Source organism: Solirubrobacter pauli, from assembly GCF_003633755.1.
GTDB lineage: Bacteria > Actinomycetota > Thermoleophilia > Solirubrobacterales > Solirubrobacteraceae > Solirubrobacter > Solirubrobacter pauli.
Map to the genome: position 1 here is coordinate 1,202,304 of NZ_RBIL01000002.1, position 16,709 is coordinate 1,219,012.

At 72.6% G+C, this 16,709-nt stretch carries 16 protein-coding genes; 9 read left to right on the top strand and 7 right to left on the bottom strand.

What is annotated here, in order from left to right:
• Nucleotides 1-37: 37 nt before the first annotated feature.
• Nucleotides 38-1,387 (top strand): S8 family peptidase, encoded by a 1,350-nt coding sequence (locus tag C8N24_RS25350; protein ID WP_245972040.1) that lies wholly within the window; start codon nucleotides 38-40, stop codon nucleotides 1,385-1,387.
• Here the strand turns inward: C8N24_RS25350 and C8N24_RS25355 are convergent.
• The 3 genes from C8N24_RS25355 to C8N24_RS25365 all read right to left on the bottom strand — a co-directional run bounded on the left by C8N24_RS25355 (nucleotide 1,384) and on the right by C8N24_RS25365 (nucleotide 6,099).
• Nucleotides 1,384-1,746, bottom strand: a complete 363-nt coding sequence (locus C8N24_RS25355) for a response regulator (RefSeq protein ID WP_121255390.1) — start codon at nucleotides 1,744-1,746, stop codon at nucleotides 1,384-1,386. The two genes, C8N24_RS25350 and C8N24_RS25355, sit on opposite strands and share 4 nt — an antisense overlap.
• Before the next feature lie 45 nt (nucleotides 1,747-1,791).
• Complete coding sequence (locus C8N24_RS25360; protein ID WP_170179405.1) at nucleotides 1,792-4,335, bottom strand: bifunctional diguanylate cyclase/phosphodiesterase; 2,544 nt, start codon at nucleotides 4,333-4,335, stop codon at nucleotides 1,792-1,794.
• Nucleotides 4,336-5,025: 690 nt separating this feature from the next.
• Complete coding sequence (locus C8N24_RS25365) at nucleotides 5,026-6,099, bottom strand: ROK family transcriptional regulator (protein WP_121255394.1); 1,074 nt, start codon at nucleotides 6,097-6,099, stop codon at nucleotides 5,026-5,028.
• 94 nt (nucleotides 6,100-6,193) lie between these two features.
• Here C8N24_RS25365 and C8N24_RS25370 point away from each other — a divergent pair, with 94 nt between their 5' ends.
• Nucleotides 6,194-7,471 carry a DUF1479 domain-containing protein gene (locus C8N24_RS25370; protein ID WP_121255396.1) on the top strand — a complete coding sequence of 426 codons (1,278 nt, stop codon included), beginning with the start codon at nucleotides 6,194-6,196 and terminating at the stop codon, nucleotides 7,469-7,471.
• On the opposite strand, the gene C8N24_RS25375 is transcribed toward C8N24_RS25370, so the two are convergent.
• Entirely contained in the window at nucleotides 7,468-8,316 is an 849-nt protein-coding gene (locus C8N24_RS25375; RefSeq protein WP_121255398.1) for a class II glutamine amidotransferase, read from the bottom strand. The two genes, C8N24_RS25370 and C8N24_RS25375, sit on opposite strands and share 4 nt — an antisense overlap.
• 70 nt (nucleotides 8,317-8,386) lie before the next feature.
• On the opposite strand from C8N24_RS25375, the gene C8N24_RS25380 reads away from it, so the two are divergent.
• Nucleotides 8,387-9,073, top strand: coding sequence for an SDR family oxidoreductase (locus C8N24_RS25380; protein WP_121255400.1), 687 nt, complete (start codon nucleotides 8,387-8,389; stop codon nucleotides 9,071-9,073).
• Here the strand turns inward: C8N24_RS25380 and C8N24_RS25385 are convergent.
• A complete protein-coding gene (locus C8N24_RS25385) occupies nucleotides 9,070-10,161 on the bottom strand; it encodes a helix-turn-helix transcriptional regulator (protein ID WP_121255402.1) in 1,092 nt (363 codons plus the stop codon). The two genes, C8N24_RS25380 and C8N24_RS25385, sit on opposite strands and share 4 nt — an antisense overlap.
• Nucleotides 10,162-10,322: 161 nt before the next feature.
• Here C8N24_RS25385 and C8N24_RS25390 point away from each other — a divergent pair, with 161 nt between their 5' ends.
• Nucleotides 10,323-11,651: an FAD-binding oxidoreductase gene (locus tag C8N24_RS25390; protein WP_121255405.1), complete on the top strand. Its 1,329-nt coding sequence runs from the start codon at nucleotides 10,323-10,325 to the stop codon at nucleotides 11,649-11,651.
• On the opposite strand, the gene C8N24_RS25395 is transcribed toward C8N24_RS25390, so the two are convergent.
• A complete protein-coding gene (locus C8N24_RS25395; RefSeq protein ID WP_211340145.1) occupies nucleotides 11,597-12,175 on the bottom strand; it encodes a TetR family transcriptional regulator in 579 nt (192 codons plus the stop codon). The two genes, C8N24_RS25390 and C8N24_RS25395, sit on opposite strands and share 55 nt — an antisense overlap.
• 42 nt (nucleotides 12,176-12,217) lie before the next feature.
• Here C8N24_RS25395 and C8N24_RS25400 point away from each other — a divergent pair, with 42 nt between their 5' ends.
• From C8N24_RS25400 to C8N24_RS25420, 5 genes are read left to right on the top strand one after another with little or no spacing between them, the layout of a single operon-like run.
• Nucleotides 12,218-12,940, top strand: coding sequence for an SDR family oxidoreductase (locus C8N24_RS25400; RefSeq protein WP_121255407.1), 723 nt, complete (start codon nucleotides 12,218-12,220; stop codon nucleotides 12,938-12,940).
• A 57-nt stretch (nucleotides 12,941-12,997) separates the two neighbouring features.
• Nucleotides 12,998-13,531 (top strand): YceI family protein, encoded by a 534-nt coding sequence (locus C8N24_RS25405; protein ID WP_121255409.1) that lies wholly within the window; start codon nucleotides 12,998-13,000, stop codon nucleotides 13,529-13,531.
• A gap of 4 nt (nucleotides 13,532-13,535) precedes the next feature.
• Nucleotides 13,536-14,081, top strand: a complete 546-nt coding sequence (locus C8N24_RS25410) for an NADPH-dependent FMN reductase (RefSeq protein WP_121255411.1) — start codon at nucleotides 13,536-13,538, stop codon at nucleotides 14,079-14,081.
• A 5-nt stretch (nucleotides 14,082-14,086) separates the two neighbouring features.
• Nucleotides 14,087-14,533 carry a MarR family winged helix-turn-helix transcriptional regulator gene (locus C8N24_RS25415; RefSeq protein ID WP_121258000.1) on the top strand — a complete coding sequence of 149 codons (447 nt, stop codon included), beginning with the start codon at nucleotides 14,087-14,089 and terminating at the stop codon, nucleotides 14,531-14,533.
• Entirely contained in the window at nucleotides 14,533-15,435 is a 903-nt protein-coding gene (locus C8N24_RS25420; protein ID WP_121255413.1) for a VOC family protein, read from the top strand. The genes C8N24_RS25415 and C8N24_RS25420 overlap by 1 nt, the downstream gene beginning before the upstream one ends.
• Here C8N24_RS25420 and C8N24_RS25425 read toward each other — a convergent pair.
• A complete protein-coding gene (locus tag C8N24_RS25425) occupies nucleotides 15,432-16,700 on the bottom strand; it encodes a branched-chain amino acid ABC transporter substrate-binding protein (RefSeq protein WP_121255415.1) in 1,269 nt (422 codons plus the stop codon). The genes C8N24_RS25420 and C8N24_RS25425 overlap by 4 nt on opposite strands.
• Nucleotides 16,701-16,709 lie beyond the last annotated feature (9 nt).

Genomic DNA, 16,709 nt, shown 5'->3' on the forward strand with positions numbered 1-16,709 from the left:
ACCCCAAGGCGCCCACGGGACGCTCCCGGCCGTGACCATGCGGCAACAGGAGGACCCAGTGGGCAAGCAGATCGTGCGACGCATCGTGCTCGCATTGACGGCGGTGCTCGCGGCGCTCGGCATGAGCGCCGGCGCGGCCGCCGCCGCTGACCTTCCGCGACAGTGGGACCGCAAGGCGGTCGCCGTCAACCACGACCCCGAGAACACCTTCCTGCTGCGGCCGGGCCAGATCCTCGTCGGCCCCGGCGACGCGGCCGACGCCCAGCGCGTCCTCACCGAGTACAAGCCGCGCGAGCAGCGCCCCTTCGGCCTCACGCTCCTCACCACCACGCCGAAGACCAAGGACCCCGCGCGCGAGGTGCTCGACGCGCTCGCCCGCGTCCGCAAGGCCACGGCCAACCGGCCCGAGGGCCCCGTGCAGGTCGCGCCCAACCACGTCTTCGTCGGCGAGTCCAGCGCGATCAACTTCCAGGGCGAGCCGCGCATCCAGGGCGGCCCGGGTTCGACCGTCCGGCCCGCGGCGCTTCCGGCCGCGCTCCCGCAGCGCACCTCCCAGGTGGCCGACGGCACCGGCGCGAAGATCGCCGTCCTCGACACCGGCCTGTTCGACCACGAGTGGCTGCGCGACGTCGTCCGCGCCCCCGGCAGCGCGGACACGTGGGACGCGAACGGCGACGGCTACGGCGACGCCGAGGCCGGTCACGGCACGTTCATCGCCGGCCTGATCCGCCAGGTCGCGCCCGCCGCGGAGATCTACGCCGCCAAGGTGCTGGACTCGCACGGCGTCGGCGACGACTTCGGCGTCGCCGCGGCGATGGCCCTGCTGCCGGCGGACACCGACGTGATCAACCTGTCGCTCGGCGGCTACACCGACCGCGACCAGCCGCCGCTGGCGATCCTCAACGCCATGCGCCAGCTCGGCGGCAAGCGCGCCGTCGTCGCGGCCGCGGGCAACCACGGCTCCAGCCGCCCGTTCTGGCCGGCCGCGTTCGGCCCGGTCCTCGGCGTCGGCGCGGTGGAGGGCGGCGAGGGCAAGTGGGCGCGCGCCCCGTACTCCAACTCCGGCCGCTGGGTCGACGCCACCGCCCGCGGCTCCCAGCTGCAGTCGACGTTCACGCGCGCGAAGACGCTGCTCGCGCTCGGCACCAGCCCCAGCCCGCTGGACCCGACGATCGCGTTCGACGGCTGGGCGACCTGGGACGGGACGTCGTTCGCGACCCCGATCGCTTCGGCCATGATCGCCCGCACGATGAGCCGCGCCGGCCTGGGCACCGGCGCCGAGGCGCAGCTCCAGCTGACGCTCACCGCTCCGCCCACGCCCGCCCCGGAGTTCCCGCGCGCCGTCCTGCTGGACGAGCTCGAGGGCAAGGGCGAGCCGGCGTCCTAGCCGGCCGCGGCGGCGACCGCGCGGAGGACGCTCGTCACCCGCGCGGAGTCGCCCTTGCCGAACCAGTGGTCGGCCTCGTGCTCGTCCTCGGGCGGCTGGCTGGAGACGACGATCACCGGGATCGTGCTGAGCGCGACGTTCTCACGCACGCGCTTGATCAGCGCGTGGCCGTCGAGCTTGGGCATCTCGATGTCGGTGACGATCACCGCCGGCTTGAGGCCGGACAGCAGGATCCGGTGGGCCTGGAGGCCGTCGGTGGCCGTGGCCGGCTTCAGGCCCGCACCGGTGGCCCAGGCGGACAGCAGCATGAGGGAGACCGGGTCGTCGTCGACGACCAACGCGGACGGGAGCTCGGGCATGCCGAGTGCATCGTCAGCGGACCTCGCGGTCCGGTCAATGGCGCGTCAAGAGACGGTCAAGCTGGGCGGCGCCGAGGCGGCGGCGCGCGGCATCGGCTCCGGCCGGCCGTAGTGGTAGCCCTGCGCGTGGTCGACGCCGTGCTCGCGCAGCCGGGCGACGGTCTCCGCGTCCTCCACGAACTCGGCGATCGTCTTCAGCCCGAGCCCGCGCGCGATGTCCACCATCGCCTTCACGACGACCTGGTCGGTGTCGCTGGTCGTGAGGCCCTTGACGAAGTCGCCGTCGATCTTCAGGTAGTCGAGCGGCAGGTGCTTGAGGTAGTAGAAGGAGGCGAAGCCGGCGCCGAAGTCGTCGAGCGCGAAGCGGCAGCCGAGCTGCTTGAGGCGCTCCGCGAACGTCTGCGCGTCGCGCATGTTGGTGATCGCGGCGGTCTCGGTGATCTCGAACACGAGCCGGGCCGGGTCGATCCCGGTGAGCGCGATCTCGCGCTCGATCAGCTCGGGCAGCTCCGGGTCGCCGATCGAGCGGCCCGAGAGGTTGACCTCGATCCGCAGCCCGTCCGCGACGCGGCCGTCGGCGAGCGCGTGGATGGCGTTCTTGACGACCCAGCGGTCCAGTTCCCCGATCAGCCCGAAGTGCTCGGCGGGCTCGATGAACGCGCCCGGCGGGATGATCTTGCCGTCGCTGGACACCATGCGCAGCAGCAGCTCGTAGTGGGTGGCGTGGCCGCTGGCGAGCTCGACGATCGGCTGCCAGTACAGGACGAACCGGTCCTCGTCGAGCGCGCGACGGACCTGGTCGGCCCAGTCGAGGCGGGCCTGCATGCCGGCGACGCGGTCGTCGTTGCGGTCGGTGACGTGGTACCCGTCGCCGCCCGCCTCCTTGGCGGCGTACATTGCGAGGTCGGCGGCGGCGAGGACGCTCTCCGGCGCGGTGTCGTTGGTCCGGAACGGGACGACGCCGACGGACGCGGTGATCGAGACGGCGATCGTCCCGAGCGTGATCCGCTGCTCGCGGACGGCGCTGACCACGGCGACCGCGGTGCGCTCGGCGGCGTCACGGTCGGCGCCGTCGAGCAGGATCGCGAACTCGTCGCCACCCAGGCGCGCCACGACGGCGTCGTCGCCGAGGACGGTGTGCAACGCGCCGGCGATCGTGCGGACCATCGCGTCGCCGGCGGTGTGGCCGTGGACGTCGTTGATGTACTTGAAGCGGTCGAGGTCGAGCAGGAGCATCGCGCCGTGCTGGTCGCGCCGCTGGGCGTAGGCGGCGAGCTCCTCCTCGAAGCGGCGGCGGTTGAACAGCCGCGTGATGTGGTCGTGGTCGGCCTGGTGGCGGAGCTGCGCCTCGAAGCGGCGGCGCTCGGTGACGTCGCGCAGGATGCACGTGGCGACGGCGTCCTCGTCGTCGGTGACGGCGCCGAAGGTGACCTCGAGCGGGAACTCGTGCCCGTCCTTGCGGCGGCCGGTCAGCTCGACGCCCGGCGCCAGCGGCAGCTCGCGCGAGCTCGCGGCGAACAGCTCCTGCACGGGGCGGCCGACCAGCTCGCTGCGGCCGTAGCCGAACAGCTGCTCGGTGCGCGCGTTGGCGAGCACGATGTTGCCGGAGGCGTCGACCTCGACGATCGGGTCCGGCGCGGTCTCCAGCACGCGGGCCTGCTCCTCGGCCCGGACGCGGTCGGAGATGTCGCGGATGATGCCGCCGAAGAAGCGGCCCTCGTCCTCGTCCCAGCAGGACAGCGACAGCTCGATCGGGAACTCGCTGCCGTCGGCGCGCATGCCCACGACCTCGACGGTGCGGCCCATGATCCGCGCGTCGGCGCGGTTGGCGGAGACGCGGCGCAGGCCGGCGTCGTGGGCCGCGCGGAAGCGCTCGGGCATCAGGACGGACAGCGGCTTGCCGACCATCTCCCGGCGGTCGGTGCCGAACATGCGCTCGGCGGCGGAGTTCCAGGAGACGATCAGGCCGGAGCTGTCGGCGGTGATGATCGCGTCGCTGGTGGACTCGCGGAAGGAGGTGAAGCGGTCCTCGGACGCGCGCAGCGCCTTCGCGCTGCGCATCCCGGCGATCCGGCGCCCGACCTGGCGGCCGATGTGCGAGGCGACCTCGAGCAGGCGGTCGTCCGGCGCCACGGTGCGCGTCGAGAAGCACTCGATCACCGCGACGATCTCCCCCGCGCTGGAGATCGGGAAGGAGAACGCGCCGCGCAGGCCCGCCTCGGCGGCGACCGCGTTGCGGGGGAAGTTGGCGTCGCAGCTGAGGTCGACGATCCACTCGGCGCGGCCGCTCTCGAGCACGCGGCCGGGCAGACCCACGCCCCGGACCATCGGCATCCGCTCGGTCTCCGTGCGGAAGCCGGCGTAGCGCGTGACGTCACCGAGGTACCAGAGCGAGGAGGACAGCAGGCGTTCGCGGCGGTGCGGGTCGGCGACGTAGACGTGCCCGACGGGCCAGCCCGTCCAGCGGCACAGCTGGTCCACGCAGGCGCGCAGCACGTCGTCGACGCGCGTGGCGCGGTCCGTCGCCTCCGCGACCCGCTCGATCAGGCCGACCAGCGCGGAGTCGCCGGCGGCGGGCGCGGCGGGCACATCGGACGTGGCCTTGCGGGACCGCGACAGCGAGATCGCGGCCGCCCCCGCGCTGACTGCGGCCGCGAGGGCAGCGACGCGCGCTTCTGGAGTGCTCGACCGAGACATCGCTCTGGACATCGGCACAAGCACCTTCGCCCTGAAGGCGGAAACGTCCCATGATTGACCGTTCATCGCCTTACCGATCCGTAGGCTTCCTGCCGGTGGTGAGCGCTCTGCAGGTGATCCGTCGGCTGGTCGGCCTGGAGGTGGTCACACCGATCGCCGGCGGCCTCGATCACCGTGCTATCTGGTCGGAAGCGACCTCGTGACGCGGTTCGGCGCGGGTTCGCGCGAGGCGGCGGCGGTGCTCACGGCGTCCCCTCGTCGGCTGCCACTTCCCGTCCCCGTCCCCGTCACGTCGACGAGAACGTCGGGTGCTTGGTCGTCTGGAGCGTGTGCGGTACGTCACTCCTGGACGTCCCGTCCCCCACGAAGGGGAGCTTCGCGCCCGCGATGGTGAGGTTCGCGGCGGCGGGGCACGCGCTCGACGGCGCGGCGTCCCCGGGGGCGGGTTCGCCGCGCGAACGTCGAGTTTTGTACCTATGCGGTCGGTTTCGCGACGTTCGCGTGCCGGACGCCGCGGGCGCGGGTTGGCCTCGCCCAGACGCGGCAGCGCACCCGAGCGCGTCCGGCGCGGAGCTCCACGCCCTACGCCGCCGCAGCCGCCACGAGCGCATCGCGCAGCGCGTCCAACGCCGCCGCCCGGGCTGCCGTCAACGCCGGCTCGACCGTCACGGCCGCCGCCTCGACCGGAACGGCCCGCGGCTCGGCCGCGACCATCTCGTGCAGCGCCGGGGCAATCGCCGGTCCCCACGGGCCGCCGACGAGCACGACCGCAGGGTCGACGAGCGCGACGACCGCCGACAGCACACCGGCCAGCGCTCGCGCCAGCGCCGGGTGCGTCTCGGTCGCGTCGAGCAGCTTCGGGACGTCGATCGCCGTCGAGCCGGGCCGGCGCAGGCCGAGGGCCGCGAAGACGTCGGTCAGGCGTGTCGCCGAGCCGTCCGGGCCGGTGGTGAGCACGTGCGCGATCTCGCCGGCCAGGCCGGCGTGGCCGCGGCGGACCGCTTCGTCGCTCACGACCGCCAGGCCGAGGCCCTCGCCGAGGTAGAGGTAGGCGAAGTCGCGCCCACCGTCCTCGGCGCGCGCCGCCCAGTTGACGTCGTTGTCGACCGTGACCGGGCCGGCGACGAGATCCGCGAGCACCGCCGGGGCGTCCAGCGCGCCGAGCAGGAACGGCAGGTCGGGCAGCTCGACCAGCCGACCGGAGGCACGGTCGACCGGGTCGGCCGCGCTCACGACCGCAAGCCGGAACCGCCCGGCCGCCCCCGCCACCTTGGCCGCCACGTCTCGCAGCGCGCTCGCCACGCGGCCCGCGGCCGGGACGGGGGAGACCGCCCGCGCGACGACGTCGCCGTACGCGTCGACGGCCTCGGCGACGAGCCCGTCGGGTGCCAGCGACACGACGAGCGCGCGGCCGCTGGTCGGCGCGAGCGCGTAGTAGGTCCCGACGCGGCCGCGGCCCGTGGTGCGCTCACCCGTGTCGACGACCGCGCCGCTCTCGCCCAGGCGGCGCACGCTCTCGGAGACCGTCGGCTTCGACAGGCCCGTCAGCGCGGCGAGCTCCGCCCGGGTCGCGCGCCGCGCACCCATCAGCGCGCGCAGGACGTGCTCGTCCGACAACGAGCGGAGCAGGTCGAGCGTGGGCTTGGTCGGGGCCACGACGCGAACTTTAGGAAGGACTCTTGCCCAAAGCGAGCGAGCACGGTATCTTGCAGTTCTAGTAAGCAGTCCTGCCTAGAGGAGAGACGCACCGATGGCGACCACCACCGAGCTTCCGCACTGGGAGACCACACCCGAGGACCTGAAGGCCGCGACCCGCGAGATCAAGGCCGCGATCCGCGCGCGCATCGAGGCGTCGGGGCGCACGGTGGAGGAGATCTGGGACGTGATCACGACCCAGCTGACCGAGCGCGTCGAGGAGATCGAGGCGGCCAAGGCCCGCGGCGAGAACGTCTGGCCGGTCGTCGAGTACGCCGACATCGAGGCCGGCCGGGTCACGCCGGAGCAGCTCGCCAACTTGAAGAAGCGCGGGTGCGTGGTCATCCGCGGCCACTTCCCGCGTGAGCAGGCGCTCCGCTGGGACCAGGACATCGTCGACTACGTCGAGCGCAACCACTTCTTCGAGGACTACAAGGGCCCGGGGGACGACTTCTTCGGCAGCGTCGGCTCGAAGCCCGAGATCTTCCCGGTCTACTGGTCACCCGCCCAGATGGAGGCGCGCCAGAGCGACCGGATGGCCAGCGTGCAGTCGTTCCTCAACCACCTGTGGACGTACGAGTCCGAGGGCACGCGGTGGTTCGACCCGGACCGCGACTCGCTGTACCCGGACCGCATCCGCCGCCGCCCGCCCGGAGCGAGCTCCGGCGGTCTCGGCGCACACCTCGATCCGGGCACGCTCGACCTGTGGATGACCGAGGCCTACCAGCAGGCCTTCCGCCACCTGTTCGACGGCTCGATCGAGCAGTACGACCCGTGGGACGCGTCCTACCGCACGTCCGGCCCGCAGTACCCGGGCACGACGATGTGCAGCGTCTTCCGCACCTTCCAGGGCTGGACCGCGCTCAGCGACATGGCGCACGACCAGGGCGTCCTGCACACCGTCCCGATCCCCGAGGCGATGGCGTACCTGATGCTGCGCCCGCTGCTGGACGACGTCGCCGACGACGACATGTGCGGCACGACCGTCAACCAGGTCTTCCCGGCGATCGAGAAGTGGCATCCGCTGCTGATGCGCGCGCTCGTCGGCATCCCGGACGTGCAGGCCGGCGACTCCGTCTGGTGGCACTGCGACATGATCCACGCCGTCGCGCCGGTCACCGACCAGCAAGGTTGGGGCAACGTGATGTACATCCCGGCCGCGCCGTGGTGCCCGCGCAACGAGCGCTACGCCGAGAAGGTCCGCGCCGCGTTCGAAGCCGGCGAGAGCCCGAGCGACTTCCCCGAGGAGCACTACGAGCGCACGTGGCCGGACCGCTTCCAGCCCGAGCAGCTCAACGCGACCGGCCGCCGCGGCCTCGGCATGGAGGACTAGACCGCCGCGGGCACCGCCGGGGTGAACGGCAGCTGCTCGTCCACGCCGCGCTGGATGATCAGCGCGGTCGCCTCCGGCACCTCGACCCAGACGCCGGGCAGCTCCTCGTTGAGCGGCTCGGAGACCACGACCCGGTCCTCGTCGCTCAGGTGCGACAGCCGCGCGTTGTCGGGATACAACGCGCGGACGGTCGCGCCGTCGACCGACTCGTACAACGTGCGCGACCGGCCCTCGCTCGAATAGCGGACGGCGTACAGCCGCTCGCCGTCGCTCAGCCCGAGCGTCATCTGGATCGGATGCTCCACGCCGTGCGCCCGGCCGACCGCTTCCACGAACCCGACGGCCCGCTCGACGCCGCCGAGCGGGTCGTCCTCCAGGCCGAACGTCAGCGCCAGGTAGAAGAGCGTCTCGGAGTCCGTGGACCCGTGGATGCCGTCGAACAGGGACGGCTCGACGGCCAGCAGCAGCTCGCGCCGGATCACGTGGAAGTCCTCGATCAGCCCGTTGTGGACGAACAGCCACCGGCCGTGCTTGAAGGGATGCGAGTTGGTCTGCTGGACGGGCGTGCCGGTGGTCGCGCGGATGTGGGCGAGGAACAGCGGTGAGCGGATCTCGGCCGCGAGGTCGCGCAGGTTGGGGTCGTTCCACATCGGGTTGACGCTGCGGTAGCGGCGCGGGACGCCGTCGCCGTGCTCGGGGTACCAGCCGAGGCCGAACCCGTCCCCGTTGGTCGCCTCCACGCCCTGGCGGGCGTGCAGGCTCTGGTCGATCAGGCTGTGCTTCGTGCGGAACAGCAGCTCCTCGATCGCGAGCGGCTGCCCGAAGTAGGCGTTCCAGCGGCACATGCGGGCGACGATCGCAGCGCGGCGGACGGGCGCGCCTCACCCGCGGCGGATGACCCGCTATCAACCAGGCATGTCCGACACTCGTGTCTTCGTGATCACCGGCGCCAGCTCCGGCATCGGCGCGGCCACCGCCCGCCGGGCCGTCGAGGCCGGCTACCGCGTCGTGCTCGGCGCGCGCTCGCAGGACAAGCTCGACGCGCTCGTCGGGGAGCTGGGGGAGGGCAACGCGCTCGCGGTCCCCACCGACGTCACCCGCTGGGAGGACAACGAGGCGCTGATCGGCGCCGCCAAGGACACGTTCGGCAGCGTCGACGTGGTCTTCGCCAACGCCGGCTTCGGCGCCGCCCGCGGCTGGCTCAACGAGACGCCCGAGCACTGGCGCGACATGGTGCTCACCAACGTGCTCGGCGCGGCCTACACCGTTCGGGCGGCGATCCCGGAGCTGAAGGCGAGCAAGGGCCACGTGCTGCTCACGGGCTCGGTCGCCGGGCGCAAGGCGCTGCCCGGCAGCCTGTACTCGAGCACGAAGTGGGCGGTGACCGGGATGTCGGAGTCCATCCGCCAGGACCTCAACGGCACCGGCGTGCGCACGACGTTGATCTCGCCCGGAGGCGTCGAGACGCCGTTCTTCGACAACCCGTCGCAGGACCGCCTGGAGCCCGACGACATCGCGCGCGCCGTGCTGTACGCCGTGTCACAGCCGCCTCACGTGGACATCAACGAGATCTTCGTGCGTCCCATCGCGCAGGAGGGCTAGGCCGCCGCGGCGTGCATCGCCGCCGACAGCCCGTCGTAGTAGTGGTCGGCGAACATCTTGGCCACGAGCTCGCCGCGGCTGGAGACGCCGGCCTTCTCGTAGACGGACTTCAGGTGGTCCTGCACGGTGTAGCGGGACAGGTGCAGCTCGCGGGCGATCTCGGTCGTGGCCAGCCCGCGCGCGAGCGCGCGCGTGACGTCGACCTCGCGCGGGGTGAGCTCGTAGGCGTCGACGATCAGCGGCGCGACCTCGCTCGCCTTGGCCGGCTCGATCACGACCGCCGCGGCGTCGCCGTCGTGCAGGCAGGACGCGTGCACGAGCAGCCAGACGCCGCTGTCGGTCCGCACCCGCGTGCGCGTGGCGGTGCCGCGGGCACGCGCCTCCGCGGCCGCGATCATCACCTCGCAGGGCACGTCCACGCCCAGCACCGGGTCCGGCAGGCGGTACGTGGACTCGACGTCCTCGAACCAGGCGAGGGCCTCGGGCGTGGCACTCACGATCCGGTGGTCGGCCGCGACGATCGCCATGCCCGGCCCGCGGCCTCCGGCGTCCCGCCCCGGGTGGGTGACGAGCGAGGCGCGCAGCGCCCGCCCGACGACCGGGGCGATCGTCGCCACGAGCTCCTGCTCGGCCGTGTCGAAGCCCGACGTCCCACCCGCCCGGTTCATGTGCAGGATGCCCCACCCGCGCCCGCCCGCGTTGAACGTCGCGCGCAGCTCGGCGTCGGAGTCCATCAGCGTGCGCAGGTGCCGCCAGCGGGCGCTGCGCTCGGGGCGGCCGCCGGTCGCGGCGTGCAGGTCGGAGACCGGCCGCGGCGCGCGGGCGAGGTCCGCGAACTTGTTGAAGTCCGGCACCTCGAACTCGTACTCCCAGAACGGCGCGCACACGGTGTGCGGCATGCCCTGCGCGATGCCCGCGCCGAGCCCGAGCATCGTGTCCGGGTCGGTGGCGGCCAGCACGAGGGCGTCGACCGGCATCGCGGCTCGCAGCACCGTCGCGACACCCTCGAGGAGCTGCTGGGCTGGAAGCTGCTCGGCGGCGAGGGCGTCGATCCGTCGCGCCGCTCGCGCGAAGGGGAACGCTGTCATAGCGCGACGTTACGCGCCTGCGCCACCGCCGCGATAGGCGGGTAGCTCGACAGCCCGCGGGGGTTGCCCGCACACCCCCTGAAACGCGGGGGGAAGCGTGCGCCAAGTCCCCGCACTTATGGGATCGACGCACGCGGGCGGGAACCGCACCATCCCCGCTCATGCTCTCGGCCACGCTCCCCTCGCTCTCCGCCGGCTTCGTCTACCCGGGTGACCCCGGGTGGGACGAGGCGCGCTCGGCGTTCAACCTGACGCTCGACCAGCACCCCGCCGCGATCACCCTGCCGGTCACCGCGCGCGACGTCGCCGCCGCGGTGCGTTACGCCCGCGCGGCCGGCTGGCGCGTCGCCCCGCAATCCACGGCGCACAACCAGGGCGCGCTCGGCGACCTCTCGGACACGCTGCTGCTGAACGTGCAGGGCCTCCAGGACGTGCACGTGGACCCGGGCGCGCTGCGCGTGCGGGTGGGGGCGGGGGTCAGGTGGGAGCGTGTCGTCGGCCGCCTCAACGCCTACGGCTTGGCGGCGCTGCACGGCTCCTCGCCCGACGTCGGCGTGACCGGGTACTCGCTCGGGGGCGGGATCGGCTGGTTGTCGCGCCGATACGGCATGCAGGCGAACGCGGTGACGGCGATCGAGCTCGTGACCGCCGACGGCGCGCTGGTGCGCTGCGACCACGCCCACCACGCCGACCTGTTCTGGGCGCTGCGCGGCGGAGGCGGGAACTTCGGCGTCGTGACCGCGCTCGAGTTCGCCGTCCATCCGGTCGACGAGCTGTACGCGGGCGCGCTGTTCTTCCCGTACGAGCGCGCGGCGGACGTCCTCCACGCCTGGACCCGGATGCTCCCGCACCTGCCGGACGCGCTGATGACGTGGGTCACCCTCGGCCACTTCCCGCCGATCCCGGACGTGCCCGCGTTCGCCCGCGGCCGCTCGTTCGCGATCGTCCAGGGCGCCTTCCTGGGCGCCGAGGGCGACGGCTGGGAGCTCCTGCGGCCGCTGCGCGAGCTCGGCCCGATCCGCGACACGTTCGCGAACGTCCCGCCGATCGTCCTCGCCGACCTCGCCATGGACCCGCTCGACCCGCTCCCGTTCCACCTCACGCACCACCTGGTGGACGCGCTCCCGATCGAAGCGCTGCTTCAGCGCTCGGACCTGTCGCTGATGCAGTTCCGCCACATGGGCGGCGCGCTGCACCGCGCGACGGCGGACGCGGGCGTGCGCGCCACGCTCCCGGGTGAGATCTGCGCGATGGCGCTCGGCGTCGTGATGGACGAGGACTCCGGACGCGCGGTCCGGCGGTCGCTCGACGCGTTCGACGCCGCGCTGCAGCCGTACCGGGCCGGCGACTACCCGAACTTCGTCGAGGAGCCCAGCGACGGCAGCCGCTACTTCGCGCCCGAGGACTGGCAGCGGCTGCGCGCGATCAAGCGCGACTACGACCCGACCGACGTGTTCGCCGGGAACATCCGGATCGCGCCCGCCAGCTGAGCCCGCGCCTCCGCGAGCTGCTCGCGGAGGGTGCCGGCCTCGGCGGCCAGCCAGCGGTCGTACGCCACGCTCAACAGCGCGATGGCGACCGGGGCCGACAGCTCCGCCTCGCGCGCGGCGACCCCGCGGTCGCGCAGGGCCGCCGCCAGCGCCTGCGCCGTGTCGGCCTGCTTGATCAGCTCGCGCTCGCGCAGGGCGGGGTGGGAGGCGATCAGCCCGGCGCGCCGCCGGAGCTCCTCGCGGCGCGGCTCGAGCTCGGCGGCGACGGCGTCGAGCCCGTGCGCCAACGGGTCGCGGTCCGCGTCGCGCACGCCGGCCACCAGGGCGGCCTGCATCGCCGCCTCGCCGGCGAACAGCACCTCGCGCTTGTCGGCGAAGTGGCGGAAGAAGGTGCGCTCGGTCAGGCCGGCGGCCGCGGCGATCTCGGCCGTGGTCGTCTGCTCATAGCCGCGCTCGGCGAACAGGTCGAGCGCGGCGTCCTGCAGCCGGCGGCGGGCGTTGGGTTCCCAGCGGGCGATGACCACATGATGACAGCCACTGACGTCGGACGCGCTACGTTGATGTCTGTGACTGACATCAAGAACAAGGTAGTCGCGCTCACGGGCGCCAGCAGCGGGATCGGCGAGGCGACGGCGCGCGAGCTCGCGGCGCGCGGAGCGAAGGTCGTGCTCGGCGCCCGGCGCGAGGACCGGCTGCGCGCGCTGGCCGAGGAGCTCGGCGGGGCGTACGCTGCGATCGACGTGACGCGCCGCGAGGACCTCGCGCGGCTCGTCGGGCTCGCGCAGGAGCGCTTCGGACGGCTCGACGTGCTCGTGAGCAACGCCGGCGTGATGCCGATCAGCCCGCTCGACGACCTCGACGTCGACGCGTGGGAGCAGATGGTCGACGTGAACCTCAAAGGCGTGCTGTTCGGGATCGCGGCGGCGCTCCCGGTGTTCCGGGCGCAGGGGTCGGGGCACTTCGTCGCCACCGCGTCGACGGCCGCCTACAAGGTCGTGCCGAGCCAGGCGGTGTACTCGGGCACGAAGGCCGCGGTGCGCATGGTCTACGAGGGGCTGCGCCAGGAGGCCGGGCCGGACCTGCGCGTGACGATCGTCTCGCCGGGGTTCGTGCACACCGACTCGCCCGGCCACGTGAGCAACCCGGAGGTGCGCGAGCAGATCCGAGCGGCGCGCGACCGCATGGCGATCCCGCCCGCGGCGATCGCCCGCGCGATCGCGTTCGCGGTCGAGCAGCCGCGCGAGGTGGACGTCAACGAGGTCGTTGTGAGACCTACGGCACAGATGTAGTTGCACTTGCAAACACATTGGCTATAGTTGCTCTCACAACAACTTGGAAGGAACTCCATGAGCACCGCCACGACCCCCTTCACCGGCACCTACACCGTCGATCCCGTCCACTCCAGCTTCGGCTTCGCGGTCCGCTACCAGGGCGTCTCCGTCTTCAAGGGCACGCTGGCCGAGGTCGACGCCAAGCTCGTCGACGGCAAGCTCGAGGGCACCGCGCAGGTCGAGTCGATCTCGATCAAGTCGCCGGCCCCGTTCCGCCAGCACGTGCTGAGCGCCGAGTTCTTCGACGCGGAGAACCACCCGCAGGTGACGTTCGTCTCCGAGGACATCCAGCTCGCCGACGACGGCACCGCGAAGGTCGACGGCCAGCTGACGATCAAGGGCATCACGCAGCCCGTCGTCGCCACCGGCACCTACGTCGCCCCGGCCGCCGACGCCTTCGGCAACACCCGCGGGCACCTCAACCTCGAGGCGCAGATCGACCGCACGCAGTACGAGATGAACTGGAACGCCCCGCTGCCCTCCGGCGGCAAGGCGCTCGCCAACGAAGTCACCCTGATCGTCGAGCTCTCGCTCGTCGCGGAGGCCTAAGACCATGCGGATCCTGGGGATCTCCGGCAGCGCACGCCGGGACTCGCACAACACGAAGCTGCTCCGGGCGGCGGCCGACGCGCTGCCGGCCGGGGTGGAGCTGGTCGAGTGGGAGGGTCTGACCGCGCTGCCGATCTTCGACGAGGACCTCGAGGCCGAGCAGCCGGCCGCGGTTGCCGATCTGCTGGACGCGATCGCCGCGGCCGACGCGGTCCTCATCGCCACGCCGGAGTACAACCACTCGATCCCGGGCGGGCTCAAGAACGCGCTCGACTGGGCCAGCCGGCCGTACGAGACGAACCCGCTGCGCAACAAGCCGGCGCTGGTCATCGGTGCCAGCACCGGCCTGTTCGGCGCCGTGTGGGCCCAGGCGGAGACCCGCAAGGTGCTCGCCACGACCGGCGCGAGGGTGCTCGACACCGAGCTCGGAGTCGGTCTCGCGGACGACGCGTTCGCGGACCACGGCGGGCTCGCCGACCCGGACGCGCACGAGCGCCTGGCCGCCGCGCTGGCCGAGCTGCACGACGCCCGGGAGCTGGTCGCCGCGTGACCGCGATGGCCGCCGATCGCCTGAGCGCCACCGAGCTCGCCGCCTGGCGCGGGATGCTCGAGGCCCATGCTCGCGTGACGCGCGCGCTGGACGCGCAGATGCGCAGCGAGCATGGGCTGCCGGTCTCGTCCTACGAGGTGCTGATGTTCCTCGCGGACGCGCCCGGCCACCGGCTGCGCATGTCCGAGATCGCCGACCGCGTGCTGCTCTCGCGCAGCGGCCTCACCCGCTTGGTGGACCGGCTCGAGCACCTCGGATTCGTCAGCCGCTGCGGCGTGGAGACCGACGGCCGGGGCGCCTACGCCCAACTCACCGACGCGGGCCTGGACGAGTCCCGCGCCGCCCGCCGCACGCACCTGGAAGGCGTGCGCCGCTTCTTCCTCGACCGCTTGACCGAAGACGACCAGGAGGCGCTCGCCGCCGTCTGGGACCGTCTGGAACGGAGCCACTGATGCAGCTCGACGGCATGCACCACATCACGATGATCACCGGCGACGCGACGCAGAACGTCGCCTTCTACGCCGACGTGCTCGGCCTGCGGCTCGTCAAGAAGACGGTGAACTTCGACGCGCCCGAGGCCTACCACCTGTACTTCGGGGACGAGACCGGCGCGCCCGGCACGATCCTCACGTGGTTCGAGTTCGCCGGCGCGCAGCCGGGCCGCGCGGGCGCCGGCATGATCCACACGATCGAGCTGGGCGTGCCGTCCGCGGCCTCGCTGGACTTCTGGGCTGACCGCCTGGAGGCCAAGGGCTACGCGACCGAGCGCACCGACGACGGCCTGACCTTCGCCGACTACGACGGCTTGCGCTTCCGCCTCGTCGTGAGCGGCGTCGACCGCGCGGGCGCCGTGCACCCCGAGGTGCCGGCCGAGCACGCGATCCGCGGCGTCGTCGGCGCGCGCGCCTACCGCGCCCAGGAGCTGGACGCCGACCGCGCGCTGCTCACGGAGACGCTCGGCTTCTCCGAGACCGGGCCGGGCGAGTACGACCTGGCCGGCTTCCGCTGGGCCTACGACCCCGCGACCGAGTACGGGTACCAGGGGGCCGGCACGGTCCACCACATCGCCTGGCACTCGCGCGACGAGGACCACGTCGCCTGGCAGCGGCGCGTGGCTCAGGCGGGCATGCAGGTCACGCCCGTGATCGACCGCGACTACTTCGACGCGATCTACTTCCAGCAGCCGCAGGGCGTGCTGTTCGAGATCGCGACCACGTCGCCCGGCTTCGCCGTCGACGAGGACCCCGACCACCTGGGCGAGGCGCTGCGGCTCCCGAAGCAGCACGAACGGCTGCGTCCGGCGCTCGAGCAGCACCTCACCCCGCTGGTCAACCCGCGCACGGTCACGGCCTAGCTGCTCGGCGCCTCCACCGTGTGGTCGAACACCATCGCGCCGTCGGCGATCTTGTAGACGCCGTACGGCGTGAGGGTGATGTCGCCGTTCTTGTCGATCGAGTACGTGCCGAACACGCCCTCGCGGTCCTTGGTCGTGAGCAGCCGCTGGGCGACGGCCTGGCGGTCGGCGCCGTCAGGTCCGGCACGCCGGATCGCGTCGAGCAGCAGCATCATCGACTCGTAGCCGTAGACGGCGTACCGGTCCGGATTCTTCTCGCCGAACTTGGCCGTGTAGGCGGCGAGGAACTCCTTGCCGGCCGGCGGGTACTCCTCGGGCGCCACGCCGGGGATGGTGATCCGCACGCGTGACGCGACGTCGGCGGGCAGGCCGCCCTCCTTGGGATCGAAGAAGCCGCTCTCGCCGACGCCCTCGGGGCCGAGCAGCGGTGCGTCGGGCAGCGCGGCGGCGACGTCCTTGAAGATCTGGACGGCGTTGTTGGCCGTGATCCCGCTGTAGATGAAGCACTGGGCGCCGGAGGACTTGATGTTCGAGGCGACCGAGCGGTAGTTGGCCGCGTTCTTGTCGATGCCCTCGTTGCCCTTGATGTCGAGGCCCTGCTTCTGCGCCGAGAGCTCGACGTTCTTGGCCAGGCCGGCGCCGTAGACCTCCTTGTCGTTGAGCACGAAGGCCGACGTGCAGCCTTCCTCCTTGGCGAGCGCGACGAGCGCGGCGCCCTGGTAGGTGTCTTTGGGCAGGACGCGGGCGTAGGTGCGCACGCCGCTCGGGTAGTACTTGTCCGGCTCGCCGGGCTCGGAGCCGGGGTCGTTCGTGGTGATGCCGACCGCCGTGTTGCCCGGGCTGACCTGCGCGATGCCGGCCTCGTTGAGGATCGGCAGCGAGACCGCGGTCGCACCCGAGTTGAACTCCCCGATGTAGCCGATCGTGGAGTCGTCGCCCGCGGCCTTGAGCGCGTTGGCGGAGGTCACGCCCGGTTCCCAGCCGCCCTGCTGCGCGGTCGAGTCGTCGAGCGACTCGTACTTGATCTTGTAGGCACCCGCCTTGCCGCCCGACTGCTCGAGCGCGAGCTTGGCGCCGTTGACCGCCGCCAGGGACTGCGTGCGCGCGGCGCCCTGGAGCGGCAGCGACGAGTAGATGGTGAGCGTCTTGCCGCCGCCTTCGTCACCGCCTGCGCTCCCGCTGCCGCTGCCACCCTCGTCGTCGCCGCAGGCTCCGACGGCCAGTGCCGTCGCCGCGAGCACTGCCGTGATCGTCCACCTCGTCATATCCCTCTC